The following is a 21,355-nucleotide window of genomic DNA, read 5'->3' as shown; positions in this document are numbered from 1 at the left end:
CTTTTATTCACTAATGCGATGCTAGGGATTCTGTTCCTAAAATATTTTGCATTGACTTGGTCAATTTCATTTCTATTTATTAATTTGCTTACTGCATCTATTGGAATGGGAATCGCGAGCTTGCTTAGAAAATTAATTCATAATTTCAGGGAGGACTGAGGAGATCAACATACGTAATTTACTATTGAGCCTATACAATGCTCTTCCAGATTAACGTGTCAAAAAATTACGTAATGGGGCTGCTATTTTCTTCGTTACTTGGCAGTTTGTTGAACCAAGAGCATGCTCTATATTGGGCAACATATATACTTCATTCAGTTATGAGCCACAACCTGTCGTGATGTTGAAAGTTGTGGCTCCTTCCTTTTTTGCTCCCAACTGCTGTTACAAACCTTAAACGTGAACGCTGTCTCTACTTCACTTCCTCTATCTCTCACCTGAACGCTAACCTTCAAAATTCCCCCACAGATGGCTTCGTTTGTATTCTTCAATCACTTTCCTGCTTCATCCTATCGTCTCCACATATATATTCTTCAACAGGACTGTCGACTTCCCTATAGTTACTTTATATTTTCAAACTTTCAAAAATCATCAGTGAGCTTCTCTCTTTAAGTCCCCCATGAATTCGGACACACTTAGTTGGGAAAGAATGCTGACCAGTATTAATATGATTTGCGCAAGCTTCCTCTACAACTACTTCTCCCCTTTTCGCTCGTACAGCTCCCACAAGAGTTTTCCTGCTTTCGATTTCATTTGCCGTAAATCACCTGTCTTCCGTATTTCAGAGCAAATACAATATCGTATTACAGTTCAATGTGCATGCTAAGCTAAACTACTTTTGTCCATCCGTTGGTTTCCTTAATTCATGTAAGCAGTTGGCAGACCAGTTCTCAGCGCATCATTGATTTAACAGGTTTCATTTCCGCTCTTATCTTTATTTTGCGAATGAGCATTATAAAAACTCTAAGAAAAAGTGTCGTTCTACACACTCTCATCCCATCTCCAATTTTCTCATAGTCGCATCCAACGGCAACATTCCTACCAAACACACCTTTACCCATGCTTCACAGCTGCTTCCTCCGCGCGCGAGATGGCGCGAATATGCGCCGAGCGCAACGAACGATAACCCAATCCCGCGATCAGCATGGCCAAAACTCCCGCCACAATCGCCACCATGAAGCCTGCGTGGGAACCAAACCCGTCGATCACCCAGCCCGCTGCCGCAGAGCCGAACGCCACGCCAATCCCCAAGCCTGTAATAGCCCATGTCATGCCTTCTGTCACCATCGATCGCGGGACAATTTTTTCCACCAGCCCCATCGTCACAATCATCGTTGGCGCCACTGACAGGCCAGCGAAGAACACGACGATGGCGAGGGAGAAGAGGTTGCTCACCAAAAACAGCGGCAGCATCATGACCATGCACAGCGCGACTGCCTGTAAAAATTGTCGGTGCAAAGGCGCTTTCAGACTGAGCGTACCGTACACAAGCCCAGCCAGGCACGAGCCGACTGCGTATATCGACAACACGATGCTCGCAGCGACTTTGTTGCCCTGTTCCTCGGCAAAAGCTACCGTGACGACATCCACCGCGCCAAAAATGACACCCATGGCTGCGAGCGTAAACACCAGTGCCTGCAAGGAGCCGAGCTTGATGACGCTCCCTTTTTCCTCAGGATCAATAGGGCGCACTTTTGGCTCTGTACCCTTTTGCAGCGTAAACAGCACCACTCCTGTCAGCAGGAAAAGGCAAGACAACAGCGGCCCCGCTTCGGGAAAGACTGCCACACTCAAGCTTACGGAAACGATCGGTCCGACAATAAAGCAAATCTCATCCACCACCGATTCAAAAGAAAACGCGGTGTGCAGCTTGGGGGAGCCGCCCAAAATCGCAGCCCAGCGAGCGCGCACCATCGCTGCCATGTTCGGCATTCCCCCGGCGAACAGCGCTGCCAAAAACAGCGTCCAGTCCGGCGCCCCGAGCCTTGTGCATAAAAGCAAAATAGCAGCAGCGGTTACGCTGATCCCCGCAGCAGGCAGCAGCACGCGGGATTGCCCCAGCCTGTCAGCCAGCCGCGAGATATGGGGAGCCAAGAGCGCAGATGCCAAGGCAAACGTCGCTGCCACAGCACCTGCCAGCCAATACTCGCCTCGCAGTTGAGACAGCATGGTAACGATTCCGATCCCCATCATGGAAATCGGCATTCTGGCAATAAAGCCAGCCGCAGAAAACCCCTTCGTTCCAGGAGTTTGAAATATCTCACGGTATGAGCGAAACATGATGCACCTCCGTAAATGTAGGATGACTTGTCACGACCGTCCTTTCAAGTTGACATACGTCCCGTATGCCAATATCATAAAAACATACGCGACGTATGTCAATCCATACCAATCAAACAGGAGGAGTCCCATGACCCGCAAGACACGCCAAGAAATGCTAACAGAAACCCGCGCCAAGCTGGTAAGTGCAGCCAGACAAGCCTTTGGCACAATCGGATATGCGGACACATCCATGGACGATCTCACAGCCTCTGTCGGACTTACCCGCGGAGCGCTTTACCATCATTTCGGAGACAAAAAAGGTCTGCTCGCAGAAGTGGTCAAGCAAATCGACGCAGAAATGGACGAAAAGCTCGCCACCATCTCCACAGAAGCGGAAAATGCATGGGAAGGCTTTGTCTGCCGTTGCCGCGCTTATCTCGCCATGGCGCTTGAGCCGGAGATTCAGCGCATTGTCCTGCGGGACGCACCTTCCATCCTGGGCAATGCCTACTGGCAATCCTCCCAGTCCCAATGCCTGGCGACGATGGCGGAAACGCTCCGCCAGTTGATGGAAGATGGCATGATTGTCAAAACAGACCACGAAGCGCTTGCCCGGCTGTTGAACGGCGGCCTGGCTGATACGGCCTTTTGGCTCGCCAACTCCGACGCGCCGGAAGCAGATTTGTCCAAAGCGCTGCAAAGCCTCACCGCTTTATTGAACGGTCTGTTGCTGACAAAAGAGCCGCTGAAATAAATCGGCTTTTCCCCAATAAAAAAACCGAGAGATCGCAGGAGCAACTTCTCCTGTCCATCTCTCGGCTTCCTTCATCTTGGCAGCTCGTTATCCATCGGCGACTTGCGAATCATCGCCACGCTTGATTCCCTGACAATGAGCCTCGGTTCAAACTGTACCCGCTCATATGCACCGGAACCGTTTTCGCGAATCCGTTTCAAAAGCAGCTCGGTAGCCAGCCGTGCCACTTCCTCCCCCATGATGGACACAGAACTGATCTGCGGAGTCGTGATCGTCGTCCAGACATTGTTGTCGATCCCCACGATCGCCACATCTTCCGGAACGCGAACGCCCAGCTCTTTGAAGCGATTCACGATCCCAATCGCCACCATGTCGTTGACCGCGTAGATGGCGTCCGGCATGTTTTTCAGGCTGAAAAAATAGTCAGCGGCCCGGCGACCAGTCTCAAAGGAGAAGTCCTCGCCGAAATACACCAGCGAAGGATCGACGTGACTGAGCGATCCTTCGTACGCAAAGTAGCGTTCCTCGATCTTGTCTTTAGGCGCCCCGGCGTAAGCAATCCGCGTCCGCCCGATTTTGATCAGATGCTCCATGACAAGCCGCCCCTCCTGGCGAGCCATGCTGACCACGTCGGCCTTCACGTTTTCTTCAAGCCTTTTCCCGTAGTTGATAATCGAAACCGGGACGCTCGCCTTGTTGATCAGCGGAACAAGCGTTTTCGGGTAGGCGAGCGGCATGATGATCAGCCCGTCCACATGCAGCTTTTTCACCTCGCGGACAGTCTCCAGCTCGGTCCGCGCATTGCCTGACGTGTTGATTTGAACGACGCGATAGCCGTGCTGCTTCGCCGCTTGCTCCACAGACCAGGCAATGTCCGGGATAATCGCGTTGCGAATGTCCGGCACAGCCAGCGCGATCTGATACGTCTGGCGTACTTTCAGGCTCTGCGCAGAAGTGTTCGGGGTAAATCCGAGTTCCTCAATCACCTGGAGAACCAGCGCTTTCGTCTTCGGGCTGATCCCTTCGCTGTCATTGATCGCTCGCGACACAGTAGCAATTCCTACCCCTGCTTTTTTCGCCACGTCTTCAATCGTCACTTTATGATTGGTATCCAATGCAATGCTTTCCTTTCCTGCTTGGAATCGTTTTCTGCTTTCTTACGAATCTGCCGCTTTTATTATCGTTATTATATCACACGCGGCTCTGGCGGTAATGCAAACGCCACGCCCGGTCAGAGCCTTCACGCATGCAACAACGGATATTTTCAGCCAAACCAAAAACATTCGCTCGATTTCCCACCCAACAATCAGTCGCACGATTTCCACTCGATATTACAGTTTGACAATATGTCAAAGTTATGACATATTATTTTTCGGAAACGTTTCCTGTTTTAATTACTGATTCCGATCATCATATATTTTATCCACCTACAAGGAGCTGACCATTTATGAAAGCGTTACGCTGGCATGGTTTAAAGGACCTCCGTCTGGAAACAATCGAACAGCCTGAACCTCGCAAAGGACAGGTAAAAATCAGAGTGGAATGGTGCGGCATTTGCGGAAGCGACCTGCATGAATACGTAGCTGGACCAATCTTCATCCCGGAAGGAACCGCTCACCCGCTCACTGGCGAAAAAGCGCCAATTGTCATGGGACATGAATTTTCCGGACAAGTTGTCGAGATCGGTGAAGGCGTACAAAATATCAAGGTTGGCGACCGCGTCGTTGTTGAACCTGTTTTCGCGTGCGGCACTTGCGCGGCGTGCAACCAGGGCAAATACAACCTGTGCAGCAAAATGGGCTTCCTCGGCCTCGCTGGCGGCGGTGGCGGCTTCTCGGAATACGTTGCTTGCGACGAACACATGGTTCACAAAATCCCGGACAGCCTCTCCTATGAGCAAGGCGCACTGGTCGAGCCATCTGCTGTAGCTCTTTACGCTGTGCGTTCCAGCCAACTGAAAGCAGGAGACAAAGCAGTCGTCTTCGGTGCCGGACCAATCGGATTGCTCGTGATCGAAGCGTTGAAAGCGGCAGGCGCAGCAGAAATTTACGCTGTCGAGCTGTCTCCTGAGCGCAAAAGCAAGGCAGCAGAGCTGGGCGCAATCGTCCTCGACCCACAAGAATACGACGTGGTTCAGGAAATTCACAACCGCACCAACGGCGGGGCTGACATTGCCTTCGAAGTAACAGGCGTGCCACCAGTTCTCACCCAAGCGATCGAGTCTACGAAAATCGCCGGACAAATCATGATCGTCAGCATCTTTGAACGCGAAGCGTCGATCAAGCCGAACAACATCGTCATGAAAGAACGCTCCATGACTGGCATCATCGGCTACCGCGACGTATTCCCGGCCGTAATCAGCCTGATGGAAAAAGGCTTCTTCCCGGCGGACAAGCTCGTTACCCAACGCATCAAGCTGGACGAAATCGTCGATCACGGCTTCGAAGCGCTCCTGAAAGAGAAAAATCAGGTGAAAATCCTCGTCAGTCCAAAAGCGTAACCGAAAACGATTCCAATATCATGAATCCCTCTCACAAAACAAAGAGCGGACAGGCTGGCTACACTCCGGCCTTCCGCTCCTTTTTCTTTTCTACGCCGCCTTCGCCTCTGTCAGCGCTTTGCGCCGCTCATAGGCAAACAAGGTCATAGCCACTCCCAGCAAAGCGCACAGCATATACATGAACGAATACGAAGACAAATCCGCGACTGGCCCCATGATAATCCCGCCGAGCGAAACACCGAGGTCCGCTGTGGCGATAAACAAACCGATCAGGACATTGCGGCTTGCCTGCGGCAAAACAAAGGTCAAATACGTGGTCAATGTCGGATAGAGCAGCGCCTGCGCGATTCCCATCAACACAGCCCCTACGTAAAAGAAGACAAACCCGCCCGCAGCGGACAAGCTCACACTCTGTGCCGCGACAGCGAGTATAAGCATCACTCCCATAATAAAAGAAGCGCGCCATTTGCCATCGGAAGGAATTTTTTTCCGCAAAACAAACCGCGCCAAAACGACCGTTCCCGCCTGCAGCATCAGGAAAACTCCCGCATGACCGCCGGCAATTTGCAGTGCGTACAACGGAATAAAAGCAGTCACCGCCCCGAATACAAGCGAGGATGTCAGCATCAGCACACTGCATGCGAGCAAGTGCGGATTTTTGAAAAATGGGCCGAACGCCGAAAAGGTTTCCGCTTTTCCATTCGCATTCGCCTGTCCTTGCCCGCCAGCCCCGGCTTGCCCATCGCTTGGATCGTCGATTTTGGCGGTGAACCCGACCACACCCGTCAAAATCGCAATCGCGATCATCGTGACGGCAAAGCTGCCCATCTCCCCGGGCTGCCAGATGCCCAAAGCCAAAAGCGGCCCGACGATCCCTGGCAAATACGCGCACAACGAGTACATCGATATCCCTTGGGAGCGTTCTTTTTCCGGCAGGGCATCAATAATGCCGAGCTGCAAAGCCATGGAGAAAAAGGCCGTGCACACCCCTTGCAGCATGCGAGCGACAAAATACCCTTCCAGCCCGGTAAACGTGTACAGGATCAACGCCGCCCCGTTCAGGACCAAAATCGTGCGGAGCACCTTGATCGGCCCGCGCTTTTGAATAATGTGACCAGCCCACGGGCGCAGCAGCATTGTCGTAAACAAATACGCCCCCATGACTATCCCGATGGTCGTATTGGAAGCCCCCAGCGATGAGCCTTGCAGCGGAATGATCACATTCAGTATGGAGTTGGCGCTAAAATAGAAAAGAGTCAAAACATACAACCGCAAAAAAGGCCAGGCCAACGCTCCCTTCACAACAGCTCTCCCTCCTTGTCTGTCGTCGTTTCATTACAGCATGACCATGCCCAACAGCTTTCTGGCATAGGCAGACTGTACGTCTTTCAGTTGCTCGACCGCGACCGTCTCTACCACTCGTCCGCGATGTACGATCATCACCCGGTCGCATAAATAAGCCGCCGCCTGCAAATCGTGCGTAATAAACAGGTAGCTCATGCGGTATGTCTGCCCGAGCTGCTTCAACAATTGCAGCACCTGCATTTGCACGGAACCGTCCAACGAACTGATCGCTTCGTCCAAGACGATGCACGTGGGATTTGTCGCGACAGCCCTTGCGATGCACACTCGCTGCACTTCGCCCCCGGACAGCTCATGCGGATGCTTTTGGCGATAGGAGCGATCAAGCCCGACCTGATCCAGCAAAAAGTCGAGCTTGTCACTTGCCTCCTGCCCTCCCATCCCGATCAGGCGCAACGACTCCATAATCGCCGCTTCGACGGTATAAAACGGATTGATCGAAGAAGTGTAATCCTGGAACACAGCGCTGATTTTCCCGGCTCGGCCCCTGCGCTTCGTCACGCTCTCTCCCTCGAACAAAATGCTGCCGCGATCCGGCTGCTCAATCCCCAGCACGAGCCGTCCCAGCGTCGACTTCCCGCTTCCGCTCTCCCCGATGATCCCCAGACATTCTCCGTAATCGCAGGCAAAATGGATATCCGCCAGCACTTGCTCTCTTTCTCTGGAAAAAAGACCTGCTTTTTTATACGCTTTCGCTACCCCTTCAACCTTCAGCAACGTCCACGCCTCCCATCACCTGGCTGAATCGCTGGCTGAGCGCAAGCTTGTTGGACACGAGATAACGCGTATACTCATGCCGCGCTTTGGAAAAGATCTGGTGCGCCGCTCCGCTCTCGACCACTGCCCCTTCCTTCATGACCAGCACCTCATCCGCGATCTTTTTGACGACACCCAAGTCGTGCGAGACGAAAATCATCGCGCAGCCCGTGTTCTGACGCAAAGCCATGAGCTGCTCTACCACTTCAAAGGCCGAGACGGCGTCGAGAGCGGTCGTCGGCTCATCGGCGATGATGAGATCAGGGGCAAGCACAAGCGCCAGGGCAATCATGATCCGTTGCAGCATCCCTCCGGACAACTGGTGGGGATACTTGTTCATGATCTCCCGCGGATTTCTCAGCATGACGCTCTCCATGGCCGCTGTCAGCCTGGTCGTTATCTCGTCACGCCCCCAGTCAAAGTGAGTAGCAATCGTCTCAAGCAGATGCACCCCGACTACGCATGAAGGGTCAAAAGCACGCATCCCATTTTGCACAATCAGGCAAATCTGTTTCCCGCGCTTTTGGCGCATCTCTTTTTCCGAGAGAGCCAGCAAGTTCTCCCCTTTGAACCGGATTTCTCCAGACTGACGAAGCCCGCTGTCGTTCAAGCGCATAATCGCCTTGCAGGTCAGCGACTTCCCGCTCCCGCTTTCCCCGACAATCGCCAGACAACTCCCGGCTTTTACCTGAAAAGAACTGCCAGCGACCAGGCATTGATTCGTGCCGCTGTCCCAAATTTGCAAATCCGCTACTTCCAGTATAGCCATGTGCAATCACCTCCCGCTCTTTCCACTGATTCCGGTATCCAGGGCGGAAACGAGCGCTTGCGGCTTTTGCCTGCTCCGCCCAAGCTTCGGGTCCAGGGCTGTCTGAAGCGCATCCGCCAAAAAGTTGACCGCGCAAACCGTCAGGACGATCGCCAAACCAGGGGCAAGCATCAGCTCCGGGCGGGAAAACATGACTTCCCGCGCTTCGCTCAGCATCATGCCCCACTCGGCGTTCGGAGCCTGGATTCCCAGCCCCAGAAACGAGAACCCGGATATTTGCAAGATCATCGACCCCAAGGAACTGCTGGCAATCACGGCGATGTCGGGAGTCGCCACCAAAGCGATGTGCCTCGTCATGATTTGCCAGTCGCTGATCCCGATCGCTTTGGCAAACCGGACATAATCCGCCTCTGCGTACTGTCTCACAGAGGTGCGAATCACCCTGGCAAACCAGGGCCATTTGGAGAGGACAAACGCAATCAAAATATTTTCCAGGCCCACTCCCATAATCCCGATGATGGCCAAAGTCATCACATACCCGGGAAAAGACAGCATGACATCGCACAACCGCATCAAAACGGCGTCCAGCCGCCCGCGGAAATATCCGGCCACAAAACCGACGATTCCCCCGATGCCCACAGACAACACGAGCGCTGCGAGCACCCACAGCAAGCTGGGACGGATGCCGTAGATCAGCCGGGACAAGACGCATCGCCCCAACTGATCATTGCCAAGCGGATACTCCCACGAAGCCGGAGCAAAGCGCATATCCATATGCACAGCTTTTGGATCATGGGGAGCCAGAAACGGGGCAAAAATCCCGGCTGCCGCAATCAACACGAGAAAAGTGAACGATGCCATGGCGACTTTGTCGTGAAGCGCATTTTTCAGCCATTTCATGCTACAACTCTTCCCTCAGCTTTGGATTCAACGCCGCTTGAAGCACATCTGAAACCGTGTTGAACAAAATAAAAGCGACTGCCAGCACAAGCACGTACGCCTGAATGAGCGGAAAATCCCGGCTCATGATCGCTTTGACGCTCAACGTTCCCAGCCCCGGCCAGGCAAAGACGTTTTCCACCACAACGGTGCCTCCTAAAATGACAGGGATCGCCATGCAAAATACGGCGGTAGTCACCTGCAACGAATTTCTTATGACATGCAGCATGATTTTTCGCTCCGGCAGCCCGCACGCCCGGCTGTAACGTACATACTCTTCATGCAAGTTGCCAAGCACCGCGCTCCTGACCATGCGAAAATAAATGCCTGCGTAGCCAATCGTGGTCACAGCGACAGGCAGCAAGTAGCTTTTGTACGAATCCATGCCGCTCGTCGGCAGCCAGTCGAGCTTGACTGCGAAGTACCAGACCAGTATCGCCGCCAGCAAGTAGGGTGGAAGCGAAGCCAGCAAAAAGGATACGGCTCTGACCGCTTGATCTGTCCGCTTGCCTGCTTGCAGGGCGCATATAACCCCGAGGGCGACAGACAGCACGAGAATGGCAGCAACTGAAACCAAAGTCAGCTTGAGCGTATTGACAAAAGCCGGACCGAGCAGCGACCAGACCGATTTGCCCGTGACGTACGAATGGCCGAAATCAAGCTGCAAGCAGCTCAAGAGCCAATCCAGATAGCGCACGATAAACGGCTTGTCCATGCCAAGCTCCGCTTTGGTCTGCGCCACCAGCTCCGGAGTGATCTGCGGTACGCCTTGCGCTTGCAGCACCACCTCTGCCGGGTCGAGCGGCGAGAATTGCATCAGGCAAAAGGTGCAAAACGAAACCAAGACAAGCAGCGGAATCGAAATCAGCAGCCTTTTTAGCAAATAACGCCCCATCTCTATCCTCACTTCGTTGCAAACGACATGCGTTCAAACGGCAACTCGTATTGGGTCTGTTTAAAGGAAATGCCTTGCAAAGCTTTGGGAGCGACAATCGTGACGCTGCCGTTCGTCAGTGGAATGAACACCGCTTCCTCATGCACGATATTCAAAATGTCGCGGTAAAGAGACTTGCGTGCTTGCTCCTCTGTCGACACCATGACGTCGTTGATTTTTTTATACAACTCTTCCGCCTGCGCAATGCCGCTTGTCGTGTAGTAGTAGGACGACTTGGAAGTAAAAGCCGCGATCGTGCTTTGCGGATCGTAAGCCAGTCCCCATGTTTGGTTGAAAAGCAAATCGTAGTCGCCACTGGATCTGCGGCTGGCAATAGAAGAGGACTCCTCTCCGATCAAGTCGAGCTGAATCCCGATCCCCTTCAACTGATCCTGCATCCATTCCGCTTCCATTTTTTGCGCAGAGGAGTTCACATCGTAGTAGAGTTTCATCGCCAGCACCGCTCCGTTTTTCTTGCGCACACCGCCTGCCTGCTCCGCGAGCCACCCTGCCTCCTCCAACAGTTGCTTGGCTTTTTCGGGAGCATACTCGCGCTGCTTCAACTCGACATTGGCATAGTTGACGTTGGAAGAAAAGAGAGTGTCGGCTGGCGGCTCCGTTCCCGCAAAAATTTGTTTGCTGATCAGCTCTCTGTCCATCGCGTACCAGAGCGCTTCACGGACAGCGCGGTCGTGGACGGGACTCTCCTTCTTGCTGCTGTTTGCTGCCAAAAAGTTCGTGTTCATCGGCTGGCTGCGGACAATCTGGTATTTTCCCGACTGTTCCAACTGGTTCATCGCCTCTACGTCGAGATTGTTCGCCCCCCGGTCATCGGTAAAGGCAAAATTGACCTCGCCTTTTTGCAGCGCCAAATACGTTGTTTCCCCCGCCGGAAGCACCTTCGCCGTAATTTTTTTGATAGCTGGCGCACCGCCCCAGTATTGTTCATTCGCTTCGAAGACGGCGGACTGTTCCGCTTTATGCTCGACCAGCCTGTATGGCCCGGTACCGCTGTAACCGTTCAGCCCGTCTTTCGTTTCACCCTCGATAAAATTTTTCGGGGAGACAAACACATACGGGCGCGTCATCGACAACTCCACTAGAGTCGGATAATAAGGCTCGGTCAACACCAACTCGACAGTATGCTCGTCCACCACGTTGCAGCTTGCGATCTTGGTCGACAGCTTGATCCAGGAATGCTTGGCGGCATTGTGCTGGACCGCCTCGATATTTTTCTTTACAGCGTCTGCGTTGAAGGGCGCTCCGTCGTGAAACGTCACATTTTTTCGCAGATGAAACGTGTAAACCTTGCCGTCTCCAGAAATCTCCCAAGATTCAGCCAACAGCGGTTTGATTCCCTCTTCGGTATTTTCCACCAGCGACTCATACAGCATGCCCTGCGCGAACATGGAGCCTGTGTACAGATGAGGGTTCATATCTTTTATATCTTTGGATACAGCCATGACAAGTTCCCGGGCTTGCTTCTCCGGTTCGCTCGGCGCTGCGTTTTCATTTCCGCATCCCGCCAATACCAGCAGCGAAACGATTGCTCCCCATAGCCATCCTGCTTGTGCTTTTTTCATGCTCGATCCTCCTGCGTTTCCTGTTCATTTTGTCTGTCTAGTGATGCACCTTTCCCAGCTCGCGGCAAACCAGCTGCACGTCGCTCTCGAAGCTTTGCACGCGAAACGCCTCTGATAGTGACTCGCCTGCAAGCGCGGCAGCGGCTTCCTCCAGTTTCTTTTCATACGTAGCGATAAGCTTGTCCATCGTCGGGCAAAGAGCGCCCACATACGCGGCAATTCCGCGAATCATTTTGATCCGGTAGTAATCCTCTTTCGGCATGCGCGGCATATCCCAGCTGCCTTCGCTGTTGACGAACATCGTGCGGATCGGAACGGCGGAAAAGTCGAAATACCTGCCGTTTTGATCCGGTTCGGAGTACGGATCGACCAGCAAAGACGTATAGCGGATATACAGCAAATACGCTTGACGGATCGGTTCGAAAAACGGGAAGTTCTCAATGTCACGGCGCGACAGGCTCTCCAGACGCACCGGGTAATTGTCGTCGGTCATAAACTGCAAAAGGTTGACGCCTTTCATGCCGAGCTTTTCTACCACATTCGTGATTTCCTGCCACAGCCCGAGCATATCGAAAATGACGTGCTGCGTGATCGGACCTTCCGGAAACATTTTGTACACGTACTTCGGCACCTTTTCCTCTCCGAAAATGACGCGCAGCGAAAACTCGTTCATGAATAAAGGCGGGTGCACGTACAGCGATATATTTCGCGTCTCGGCCTCAAGCGGGGAATCCTTGGCTTCCAGTGCAATTCCCATGCGCTCGTACAGCTCGCGCAGCCTTTTGACAGAAGCAGAGAGCAGATTGGTAGAGCCGATGAAGACTTTTTTCTTCACTCCTGTCGTCACGACTTCATGCGACGGATCGCCATTCAACCAGCGTGTGTCGCCGAGATACGTGGAAAAGCTGATCACTTCCGCGTCCGATTGCCGCTCCTGCAAATATTGCCGGACCAGGCCGCCGGAGCCGAATGTCGGCGAAATCAGGACAACTCTTCGCACCTGTTGCCATACCGACTCATTCAGTTGCTGCAACACTTCTATGTACGCATCGGCCGTGACAGACAAAACAATCGTGTCCCACTCGCCATAAACCGTCTGATACCCGCAAAACAAGTGATCGAGGACGCATTCCCCAGCCAGTCTGCGGTGCTGCTCATTTTGTACATGGACAATCAGGCGCTGGCCGCTTTCTTTGACTGCCGAAAAGAACGACGCAGAGCGCACCGATTTTCGCCCGACCATTCCCACCTGGCAGTTCCACTCGTTTTTCAGCAAAACAGCCAATTGAACCGCTACCGGACCCGTTCCCAGCAGCAACACTCGTTGCAAGACGTTCATACACAACCTCCCTATTGGATGACTGCTGCTTTGCGATACAAAGCGATGTCAAAAACATGCTCAGGACGCAAGACGGTTTCGACCAGCCTCCACTTTTGCTCGTCGACCGCTTCCATCGGATAGTTGAACAGCGACTTCAAATGATCGCCATACCGCATGGCGACGACCACGTCTTCCTTTGTCAGCGCGTGTAGCTGATCGAGAATCTCGTATTTATTCGAGACAGTCGAACTGAAGATGATATGGGTCGCCTCCTTCGTCACAGGAAGCTGTTCGACATACGATCTCTCCAGTTGAATCGGCAGACCCGGTCCAAGCCTATCGACTACTTTTTGCCCGAGCTGGATAGCCTCCTCGTCTATATCGATCCCGACGACGGGCGCTCCAGTGCGCTTCGCAATCAATAAAGGCGTCATCGGGTAGGAACCGGAGCCGACCAGCAGCACTTTGGAGTTTGCCCCTACCTGAAAGCTCCCAAATTCCTCCTCGATGCACGATTCGATATTTTTGAAGTAGTCCGCTCCTTCTGCTTGCCCGCCAAGCAGCTTCAACGCCCGGTATTTTTCCATGATCGCCACGCAGCGCGACGCCACCTGCCTCACATCCGCTACCAGCCCTTGAAATGGTTCCGGCTCGTTTTGCACCAGCCATTCCCAGGCTTCCTTGTTGCTTTCTGCCGTCACAAAAGCAGAGTATTCATCGATCACAGCGGCAAGCTCGAAGCTGTGCTGGATCGTACCGTCATACACCTTCGCCAATTCGGAAAATCTTTGGCAAAAATCCCGGACACACTCCTGAAACAGTTCTGGTTTGATCACTCCACTCCCACCTTCACCCTCTTCAATTGTTGCTCCCTATTTCGATATACGCTTTGCCTTGTGCGACAATGCCGACAGACCCGCCAATTTGCAAACGAACGACTTCCTGCCCTCGCCAGGTGGCATCCACATGGATGGTCCCTCCCGGCTGTCTGATCTCAACAGACGTATCTTTTTGCTGCTTCCAGGCGAGATAGGCACCGACCGAAGCGGTTCCCGATCCGCAGCCGCGCTCCCAAACCAAGCTGTCCAGCTCGGGAACGTAAATGAGCGGCGCAAGCTCGTTTCTGACAGGCTGATACAACAAAATCCCGACCATGCTCCACTCCGACACCGAGCCAAGAAGCTTCGCCAGCGACTCTGCCCTTTTCCGCAAATCCTCGCAAATGACTTCGGCTTCAATCACGACGTGCAAAAAGTCCGGGTATCTGACCATCGCCAGGTTCCATTCGCTGCCCTCGTACGAAATCGTGCGCTGCTCCAAACGCTGCGGCACTGGCATATCAAGCTGGCAGTAGTATTCATCCGCGAGGCGGTTGACCCGGCAATTCACAAGCCCTTCCGCTCCAGATACCCCTAACCGGACTTCTGTCCGCTCATTGGGGCCAAGACCGTTCTCCCAGGCGAGCCAAGCAGCCAGAGCCATGCACGCATTTCCGCAAAATTCACCTCCCGCCATTTGCAAATGAGCACGCGCTCCATCCTGCTGCGCCTGTTCAATAAAGCCGACTTGCTCTGCATGTACGCTGTCGTAGGACATCAGCCTGGACGCAATGCGCGAATACTGCTCCGTCAGATGCTTCGTTTTCACCAGAAGCGTCATGTTTTGCGTGGGATTGAACTTGATAAAATCGACTTCTTGCCTCATGATCCCCACCCTTTACACATATGATTAACGTAAGCATCTTGGGTTGTTTAAATGAAAAACGTAATCATTACGTTTTAGTACCGATAACTATATGGTACAATTCTGGTGATTGTCAACGTGTTCCAAATATATTTTTTTGTCGCCATGCTCCGGAGTACCGATATCGAGACAATGGTCAGGAAATCAATCTGTACCCTAGACGGAGGAATGAGAGAGCAATATTTCAAATGTCCCCCTGTGATATAACTAACATGACTTTTCAAACAGGGAGATGAGGACATGAGCAAGTTGAATGGAAAAATCGCTTTGGTAACGGGAGCAAGTCGCGGTATTGGCCGCGGCATCGCACTGCGTCTCGCACAAGATGGCGCGTTGGTCGCCGTACATTATGGCCGCAGACAAAAGGAAGCCGAGGAAGTCGTGCAGGAGATCGAGAAAAACGGCGGTGCGGCCTTTGCCGTCGGTGCCGACTTGCGCACGCTCGCGGGTATTCACGACTTGTTTGCCGCTTTGGATGATGCCTTGATCGCTCGCACCGGAGAGCGTCAGTTTGATATTTTGGTGAACAACGCGGGGATCGGTCAGATTTTGTCTCTGGAAGAAGCGACAGAAGAATCGTTCGATGAAGTCATGAGCATCAATGTAAAAGGTCCGTTTTTTGTCATCCAGCAAGCCTTGTCTCGCCTGAAAGATGGCGGGCGGATCATCAATCTGTCGTCGTTTGTGACGCGCGTAGCTTCGCCAACGGTTTTTGCCTACAGCGTGTCCAAAGGAGCGATGGATACCCTCACGCTCGCGCTGGCGAAACAGCTTGGCAGCCGCCACATCACGGTAAACGCCATTCAACCGGGCATCATCAATACCGAAATGAATGCTGGCACCCTGCAAAACAATCCAGACGGACAAAAATACGCCGCAAGCCTGTCCATTTTCAACAGATGGGGCGAGCCGGAAGACGTGGCAGATATCGCTTCCTTCCTCGCCTCGCCTGACAGTCGGTGGGTAACCGGACAACTGGTTGACGCCAGTGGCGGATCGCGGTTGTAAGGACACTCGACGCAAAAAAGGGCTGTCTCCCAAGTCGATTTTCCGACTGCGAGACGCCCTTTTTTCACAATGCTCCGACTGTTCCGGGCGATTGCTGCGGCTGCCAGGCTGCCGCTTGCCTAAACTTGCCCATTCGCTCCAGCGTCCGCTGCAAATCGTCACGCGAGCTTGCATGGGAGCAGCGAATAAAGCCCTCTCCGCCTGCTCCGAACACACGTCCCGGTACGACTGCCACCTTACCTTCCCCACTCCTGTTTCCGCTCATGCACGGAGCTGGCAATCATTCGATCCAGCAGCTGCGTATAGGTCATGCCTGCTGCCGCTGCGCTTTTTGGAAACAGACTGTTGGCGGTCATGCCCGGCAGCGTGTTCACTTCCAGCACATACGGTGTATCCTGATACAAAATCATGTCGATCCTGGCGTACACTTTGCATTGCATCAACTGATAGCTGGTCAGTGCCGCATGATGTACGCGCTGCTCCACAACAGCGGGAAGCTGAATCACCTTTTCCTCCGCGCCGCCGACCTCGTATTTTGCCTGGTAGTCAAACCACTCCGAATGGGCGGAGCGAATCCCGATAATCGGCAAAACCTCGCCATCCAAGATCGCAACGGTCAACTCTGTCCCTTTTATATACGGCTCAATCAAAATCGTCTCGCCCAAGCTGCAAGCTCCCTGGACAGCCGCCAACAGCTCCTGCTCGTTTTGCACAAGCTGGACACCGATGCTCGATCCGCCCGTATTCGGCTTCACAATAACCGGGTAACCTAGCTGCGCCACCATCTGCGGGTCATAATCGTTCATTCCTTGCCAGCAAAGACCCGCAGGCGTGTGCACGCCCGCTGCTTTGAGCAGCATTTTGCTCAGTTGTTTATTCATGCACAGACTGCTAGCCAAGACCCCGCTGCCTGTATAGGGAATGCCCAGCGTCTCCAACGCGCCCTGCACCGTGCCGTCCTCCCCATACTCGCCGTGCAGCGCCAACAGAGCGACATCAATTCCTGCCTGCTGAACTTGCCTGATTAAATCCAGCCGCTGATCGATCACGATGGGAACGACCTCGTAGCGACTGCGATCCAACTGTTTGATCATCTCTTGGCCTGTTTGCAGAGAAACCTGACGCTCCGAGGAAACCCCGCCCATAATGACACCAATTTTCATCGTGACACCTCTCCTTTATCGTTATCCTTGCAAAAATTTGCGCGTCTGCTCGCCGATTATGCGAATGCCCCGTTCGATATTTTCATCCGTTACCCGTGAAAAGCCTAACCGCAATGTATGCACGCCTTCGCCTTCAGCAATGAAAAACTTGTCTCCCGGCGTAAAAATAACGCCTTGCTCCGTGCAAGCTGCCAGCAGTTGACGGGTATTAACGCCTGGCGGGAAAGCAAGAAACAAGTGCAGGCCCCCGTCTCCAGACAGCTGCGCTTCCGGAAGGTGCGCTTCACAGCATGCTTTTGTCAGCTCGTATTTGCGCTTGTATTCCGTCCGCGCTTTTTTGACGTACTTATCAAAATTTCCGTTCAGCAAATATTGGTACAAGATCGCTTGATCGATGGTGGATGTATGAATCGTGCGTGCGCGCTTGATGCTTTCCAGCGTGTCGATCAGCGCTCTGTCTCCAAGCACCCAGCCTACTCGCAGGCCAGGGAACAGCACCTTGGAAAAGCTGCCGATGTAGATGACCCCGTTCCCTTTTCCCACTGTGGCAATCAAAGGCGACACATGCGCTCCCGAGTAGCGCAGCTCCTCATTGAACCCATCCTCGATCACCGGAACTTGATAGCGGCTCATGACATTCATGACGGCGCTGCGCTTGGCTGGCGACATGACGATGCCAGTCGGATTGTGATAGGAAGGAATCAGGTAGGCCAAATCGAAATGATTGGCTTTTAGCACTGCCTCCAGCCGCTCCACATCGATGCCGTCACGTTCCAGCGGAATGCCAGTTATCTCGAATCCGTGCAGCTTCAAGTTTTTGATCGCCGTATGATGGGTCGGATTTTCACAAATGGCCGCACCGCGACGCCCGGAAGGCCGCAAAGCGGACAGCACCATGTCAAAGCCTTCTGTAAACCCGCTTGTGATCAACATGTCCTTGCCGCTTATATCCACGCCTTTGTTTTCCATATAGCGCATCAAGTATTCCATCAGCGGCTTGTAGCCTTTGGCATAGCCGTAGTTGAGCAGCACCTGCCCCTCGATCGCCATGCGATCCATAAACGCCCGCTTTACATCCCCCAGATCGAACAAATGCTCATCCGGCGCAATGCTCGTAAACGAGATCGTCCCTTTTTGGGCGCGTATGCCCTGCTTCATCATGTCCAGCTCTACAGCTGCTACCGCATACTCGTTCATTTTCGCCTTCCAATCGACTTGCCAGCTGGCGGGGCCTTCCGTTCCTCCACTATCTGTGGCTGACTGGTCCACTATAGCAGCCACGTAGCTGCCCTTGCCGGGGATTGCATACGCAAAGCCGTCATCCGCCAAGCCTTCATAGGCGGCGATCACTGTATTGCGGCTCACTTTCAAAAGACCGCTCATCTCTCGCGTGGACGGCAGCTTCTGATCCACTTGCAGCGCCCCTTTTATCATCAAACGTTTAAGGTATTCTTTTACTTGGATCACGACCGGCCGGTCATCGACGAGCTTGAAATCCTGGAACATCCTTCATCGCCCCCATCTACAATGATGGCACAGAAGACGCGCGAAAAAAAAGAACCACCGCGATCGATTTTTCATCGTGCGGCGGTTCCTTGCTCGCTTCCCCCATTAGGTGACAAGCTTTGCTTCTTCAACTTTGTTTCAGATCTTTTATATACCATGCATCCATTGCGGAATGCTCAGAGCCAGGTAGCGGCTCAGGTAAAAGGGTAAAGCCAAACTTCTCATACAATCTGCACGCAGCTTTCAGCTCGTGCTGTGTTTCCAGGTAGCATTTTTCATAATGCTCGGCGGCAAATGCCAAAGCTGTTTCCATCAACTGTTTCCCAAACCCCAGACCTTGCGTTTTGGGACTTAAATATAGCTTTTGCAATTCGCAAATTTTCTCGCGCTCGTCAAACGGCGCTATGCCAATCCCGCCAGCAACCTCGCCATTGATTTCAACCACCCAATACTGGCTGTTTTTCAAGCGAGTGTAGTATTGGTGAAGATCGTCAAGCTGCGGATCAAAGTAAGCTGTCCCCGGGATGTCTAGCCCAAGCGATTTTAATGAATCTTGAATGATTTTTTTGATTTGCGCATTGTCTTCTTTGCTTATTTCGCGGATAACCATATGCTTTCTCTCCTTCAAAAGTTGACTCAGTCCACATTTTAAAAGTACAATTATACTAATCTTAAATGTGGACTAAGTCAACTAAAAAGGAGCCTATATGAATAAGCAAAGCATCTCTGACATTCGGCAATTCAATCGGTTTTATACGAAGATACTGGGCTTATTTAATGACCAAATTTTAGAGACCAATTATACATTAACGGAAGCGCGGGTATTGTTTGAGATCAGCGAGAGAACGGAATGCATCGCCAACAACCTCGTGCAAGAGCTTCGGATCGATAGAAGCTACATGAGTCGAATTTTACGCAAATTTGAGAGAGAAGAACTCATAGAGAAAAAAACTTCACTGACCGATAGCAGAAAAACGTTCCTTTCTTTAACACAAAAAGGGAAAGAGGTATTGGATAACATTCACAGCCAGTCGGACGAACAAATCGAGCAATTGTTGGATGGACTGACTGATCGTGACGTGAACGAGATTTGCAAGGCAATGGCACTCATCCAAGAGAAATTGAGCAATGCAAAAATGAACAGCAAGTAATCCCAGGCTTGGTCTGGACACGCATGCATCACATGCCTGAACAATAAAAGACGCTGCACCCCTATGAGTACAGGGATGCAGCGTTTTTGTCAGCGTATAGATTTACGTCCCTTTTCCCGCTTTAGCCATAGCGCCTTGCTGCGGAACGGACTTTTTCCATTGCAAGCCAAAAATCAGAATCAGCGTTACAACAGCCAGGAAAATACTGTATCCTAACGCCAAGGTGAAGGCGTTTAGCTGCAGGTGCATATCAGCTGCTGCTTGCCCTGAGAGAGCTGCAAAAAATACGGTCCCGATTACGGCGACTCCAAGCGCATTGGCTGTCTGCATGAAAGTGCTCAATATGCCTGACGCCGCTCCTACATATTCCCTTCCGACACCCGACATAATCGTTCCCATCAGCGGAGCGCCAACCAAGCCTTGTCCCAAGCCGATCAGGAAGAATGGCAAAATGAGTTGCTGCCAGTACAGCTCAGCGGCAAAGACATAACACGCCGCTATGACTGCCGCATAGCCCGCGATCAAGACCGTTGCCCCCACTTTCAGCACATGGGCATTTTTCTTTGCCCACTTCGGCCCAAGCAACGATGCGATAAAAAAGCCAAGCCCGATCGGAGTGAACGCCAGCGCCGAATCCATGGCAGAAAGGGAAAAAGCGTCCTGTAGCGTTATGGATACAACGAGAAAAAACCCGCTATTGCCGATTTGATAAGCCAAAATGGTAAGGACACCCAGAGTAAAAGAACGCTCGTGAAAAATCGCTGCAGGAATCAACGGCTTCTCCCCGCGCTCAACCATTCTCTTTTCGTGTATGCGAAACAGGAAGAAAGCAACGAGCGCTCCCGCAAAGCTTGCGAATACCCACAGCGGCCAACCTGCCTCTCTCCCGACAACCAGCGGATAGATCAACAGCAGCAAGCTGCCCGTCAAAATGAAGATGCCGAGCGCGTCAATTTTTTGCTTTCCTGCCGATTTTGTTTCCTTGATCAATGGAATGATGAGCAGAACAGCCAAAATACCAAAAGGAATGTTAATAAAAAACACGGAACTCCAACCGAGCCCTCCGATATCAAAATGGAGCAGTGCGCCACCGACCATTTGTCCCGCGATCAAGCCAAGCCCGCTGACTGCACCGTAAAAACCAATCGCCTTCCCTTTTTCCTCGGGCGGAAAGATCACCTGAATAATAGCCAGCACTTGGGGGATCAAAAGCGCAGCGCCAACCCCTTGGATGACACGTGAAAAAATCAGAAATCCTGCGCTTGTCGAAAATCCACATAAGGCAGAAGCCACGGTAAATATGATCATACCGACAATGAACAGCTTTTTGCGTCCCAGCCAATCCCCCAGACGAGCGCCAGTAATCAGCAACACAGCATAAGAAAGCACATAGGCAGCCACAATGAATTGAATTTGTGTGGTACTCGCGTGTAATTGTTCTTCAATCGTTGGAATCGCTACGTTTACAATAAACGAATCCAACAACACCATAAAAGTCCCAAGCAATAAAACAGCCAGCGCCCACCAGCGCTTTGGATCGATCGCCTTTGCGGTCTCCGGATTAGCCGTGTTCATGCAGAGTCGCACTTCCTTTTCCGTTATTT

19 protein-coding genes and 1 pseudogene are annotated in these 21,355 nt (G+C 52.4%); 4 read left to right on the top strand and 16 right to left on the bottom strand.

The genetic code is table 11. The annotated features are described in order from the left end of the window. Positions 1–1,053 precede the first annotated feature (1,053 nt). The gene (locus M2298_RS26345) at positions 1,054–2,280 is read right to left on the bottom strand and encodes an MFS transporter (protein ID WP_122962173.1); all 1,227 of its coding nucleotides are present in this window, start codon (positions 2,278–2,280) and stop codon (positions 1,054–1,056) included. Between the two features lie 130 nt (positions 2,281–2,410). Between M2298_RS26345 and M2298_RS26340 the strand changes: the two genes are divergently transcribed. Next, positions 2,411–3,016, top strand: a complete 606-nt coding sequence (locus M2298_RS26340) for a TetR/AcrR family transcriptional regulator (protein WP_122962172.1) — start codon at positions 2,411–2,413, stop codon at positions 3,014–3,016. 71 nt (positions 3,017–3,087) lie between these two features. Here M2298_RS26340 and M2298_RS26335 read toward each other — a convergent pair whose 3' ends face one another. Continuing rightward, the gene (locus tag M2298_RS26335) at positions 3,088–4,131 is read right to left on the bottom strand and encodes a LacI family DNA-binding transcriptional regulator (protein ID WP_122962171.1); all 1,044 of its coding nucleotides are present in this window, start codon (positions 4,129–4,131) and stop codon (positions 3,088–3,090) included. 332 nt (positions 4,132–4,463) lie between these two features. Between M2298_RS26335 and M2298_RS26330 the strand changes: the two genes are divergently transcribed. Then, positions 4,464–5,516, top strand: coding sequence for a 2,3-butanediol dehydrogenase (locus tag M2298_RS26330; protein ID WP_063229073.1), 1,053 nt, complete (start codon positions 4,464–4,466; stop codon positions 5,514–5,516). 90 nt (positions 5,517–5,606) lie between these two features. On the opposite strand, the gene cntE is transcribed toward M2298_RS26330, so the two are convergent. From cntE to M2298_RS26285, 9 genes are read right to left on the bottom strand one after another with little or no spacing between them, the layout of a single operon-like run. Then, on the bottom strand, positions 5,607–6,818 hold the full coding sequence (cntE, locus tag M2298_RS26325; protein ID WP_280649289.1) for a staphylopine family metallophore export MFS transporter CntE: 1,212 nt from the start codon (positions 6,816–6,818) through the stop codon (positions 5,607–5,609). Positions 6,819–6,851: 33 nt separating this feature from the next. Beyond that, on the bottom strand, positions 6,852–7,595 hold the full coding sequence (locus M2298_RS26320) for an ABC transporter ATP-binding protein (RefSeq protein ID WP_122962169.1): 744 nt from the start codon (positions 7,593–7,595) through the stop codon (positions 6,852–6,854). Then, a complete protein-coding gene (cntD, locus tag M2298_RS26315) occupies positions 7,582–8,403 on the bottom strand; it encodes a staphylopine uptake ABC transporter ATP-binding protein CntD (RefSeq protein ID WP_280649288.1) in 822 nt (273 codons plus the stop codon). The genes M2298_RS26320 and cntD overlap by 14 nt, the downstream gene beginning before the upstream one ends. 6 nt (positions 8,404–8,409) lie before the next feature. Further along, positions 8,410–9,303 (bottom strand): staphylopine uptake ABC transporter permease subunit CntC, encoded by an 894-nt coding sequence (cntC, locus tag M2298_RS26310; RefSeq protein ID WP_122962167.1) that lies wholly within the window; start codon positions 9,301–9,303, stop codon positions 8,410–8,412. Between the two features lies 1 nt (position 9,304). Continuing rightward, positions 9,305–10,237 carry a nickel/cobalt ABC transporter permease gene (gene opp1B / locus M2298_RS26305; RefSeq protein WP_122962166.1) on the bottom strand — a complete coding sequence of 311 codons (933 nt, stop codon included), beginning with the start codon at positions 10,235–10,237 and terminating at the stop codon, positions 9,305–9,307. A gap of 8 nt (positions 10,238–10,245) precedes the next feature. Then, on the bottom strand, positions 10,246–11,859 hold the full coding sequence (gene cntA, locus M2298_RS26300) for a staphylopine-dependent metal ABC transporter substrate-binding lipoprotein (protein WP_242773123.1): 1,614 nt from the start codon (positions 11,857–11,859) through the stop codon (positions 10,246–10,248). 37 nt (positions 11,860–11,896) lie between these two features. Next, a complete protein-coding gene (locus M2298_RS26295) occupies positions 11,897–13,198 on the bottom strand; it encodes an opine metallophore biosynthesis dehydrogenase (RefSeq protein WP_280649287.1) in 1,302 nt (433 codons plus the stop codon). 11 nt (positions 13,199–13,209) lie between these two features. Further along, positions 13,210–14,016, bottom strand: a complete 807-nt coding sequence (locus tag M2298_RS26290) for a methyltransferase domain-containing protein (RefSeq protein WP_173597902.1) — start codon at positions 14,014–14,016, stop codon at positions 13,210–13,212. Positions 14,017–14,038: 22 nt separating this feature from the next. Then, positions 14,039–14,884 carry a histidine racemase CntK family protein gene (locus M2298_RS26285; protein WP_242773125.1) on the bottom strand — a complete coding sequence of 282 codons (846 nt, stop codon included), beginning with the start codon at positions 14,882–14,884 and terminating at the stop codon, positions 14,039–14,041. A gap of 279 nt (positions 14,885–15,163) precedes the next feature. Here M2298_RS26285 and M2298_RS26280 point away from each other — a divergent pair, with 279 nt between their 5' ends. Continuing rightward, positions 15,164–15,931, top strand: coding sequence for an SDR family oxidoreductase (locus M2298_RS26280; protein ID WP_217023362.1), 768 nt, complete (start codon positions 15,164–15,166; stop codon positions 15,929–15,931). A 64-nt stretch (positions 15,932–15,995) separates the two neighbouring features. On the opposite strand, the pseudogene M2298_RS26275 reads toward M2298_RS26280, so the two are convergent. The 4 genes and pseudogenes from M2298_RS26275 to M2298_RS26260 all read right to left on the bottom strand — a co-directional run. Further along, positions 15,996–16,175 (bottom strand): annotated as a pseudogene (locus M2298_RS26275) (hypothetical protein); the annotation flags it as partial. Next, entirely contained in the window at positions 16,168–17,094 is a 927-nt protein-coding gene (locus M2298_RS26270) for a D-alanine--D-alanine ligase (RefSeq protein ID WP_217023360.1), read from the bottom strand. The gene M2298_RS26270 and the pseudogene M2298_RS26275, both read right to left, overlap by 8 nt. A 21-nt stretch (positions 17,095–17,115) precedes the next feature. Next, positions 17,116–18,600 carry an aminotransferase-like domain-containing protein gene (locus tag M2298_RS26265; protein ID WP_280649286.1) on the bottom strand — a complete coding sequence of 495 codons (1,485 nt, stop codon included), beginning with the start codon at positions 18,598–18,600 and terminating at the stop codon, positions 17,116–17,118. A gap of 127 nt (positions 18,601–18,727) precedes the next feature. After that, the gene (locus M2298_RS26260) at positions 18,728–19,210 is read right to left on the bottom strand and encodes a GNAT family N-acetyltransferase (RefSeq protein ID WP_122962158.1); all 483 of its coding nucleotides are present in this window, start codon (positions 19,208–19,210) and stop codon (positions 18,728–18,730) included. 97 nt (positions 19,211–19,307) lie between these two features. On the opposite strand from M2298_RS26260, the gene M2298_RS26255 reads away from it, so the two are divergent. Continuing rightward, positions 19,308–19,751, top strand: a complete 444-nt coding sequence (locus M2298_RS26255; protein WP_280649285.1) for a MarR family winged helix-turn-helix transcriptional regulator — start codon at positions 19,308–19,310, stop codon at positions 19,749–19,751. A 102-nt stretch (positions 19,752–19,853) separates the two neighbouring features. On the opposite strand, the gene M2298_RS26250 is transcribed toward M2298_RS26255, so the two are convergent. Continuing rightward, positions 19,854–21,326, bottom strand: a complete 1,473-nt coding sequence (locus M2298_RS26250) for an MFS transporter (protein ID WP_280649284.1) — start codon at positions 21,324–21,326, stop codon at positions 19,854–19,856. Positions 21,327–21,355: the final 29 nt, after the last annotated feature.

Source organism: Brevibacillus sp. 1238, assembly GCF_029892995.1.
GTDB lineage: Bacteria > Bacillota > Bacilli > Brevibacillales > Brevibacillaceae > Brevibacillus > Brevibacillus parabrevis.
This window is presented reverse-complemented; position numbering and strand designations above follow the sequence as displayed.

Coding starts and splice junctions, on each gene's coding strand:
- M2298_RS26345 (WP_122962173.1), bottom strand. CDS start 2,280: ATGTTTCGCTCATACCGTGAGATATTTCAAACTCCTGGAACGAAGGGG.
- M2298_RS26340 (WP_122962172.1), top strand. CDS start 2,411: ATGACCCGCAAGACACGCCAAGAAATGCTAACAGAAACCCGCGCCAAG.
- M2298_RS26330 (WP_063229073.1), top strand. CDS start 4,464: ATGAAAGCGTTACGCTGGCATGGTTTAAAGGACCTCCGTCTGGAAACA.
- cntD (WP_280649288.1), bottom strand. CDS start 8,403: ATGGCTATACTGGAAGTAGCGGATTTGCAAATTTGGGACAGCGGCACG.
- cntC (WP_122962167.1), bottom strand. CDS start 9,303: ATGAAATGGCTGAAAAATGCGCTTCACGACAAAGTCGCCATGGCATCG.
- opp1B (WP_122962166.1), bottom strand. CDS start 10,237: ATGGGGCGTTATTTGCTAAAAAGGCTGCTGATTTCGATTCCGCTGCTT.
- cntA (WP_242773123.1), bottom strand. CDS start 11,859: ATGAAAAAAGCACAAGCAGGATGGCTATGGGGAGCAATCGTTTCGCTG.
- M2298_RS26295 (WP_280649287.1), bottom strand. CDS start 13,198: ATGAACGTCTTGCAACGAGTGTTGCTGCTGGGAACGGGTCCGGTAGCG.
- M2298_RS26285 (WP_242773125.1), bottom strand. CDS start 14,884: ATGAGGCAAGAAGTCGATTTTATCAAGTTCAATCCCACGCAAAACATG.
- M2298_RS26280 (WP_217023362.1), top strand. CDS start 15,164: ATGAGCAAGTTGAATGGAAAAATCGCTTTGGTAACGGGAGCAAGTCGC.
- M2298_RS26270 (WP_217023360.1), bottom strand. CDS start 17,094: ATGAAAATTGGTGTCATTATGGGCGGGGTTTCCTCGGAGCGTCAGGTT.
- M2298_RS26265 (WP_280649286.1), bottom strand. CDS start 18,600: ATGTTCCAGGATTTCAAGCTCGTCGATGACCGGCCGGTCGTGATCCAA.
- M2298_RS26260 (WP_122962158.1), bottom strand. CDS start 19,210: ATGGTTATCCGCGAAATAAGCAAAGAAGACAATGCGCAAATCAAAAAA.
- M2298_RS26255 (WP_280649285.1), top strand. CDS start 19,308: ATGAATAAGCAAAGCATCTCTGACATTCGGCAATTCAATCGGTTTTAT.
- M2298_RS26250 (WP_280649284.1), bottom strand. CDS start 21,326: ATGAACACGGCTAATCCGGAGACCGCAAAGGCGATCGATCCAAAGCGC.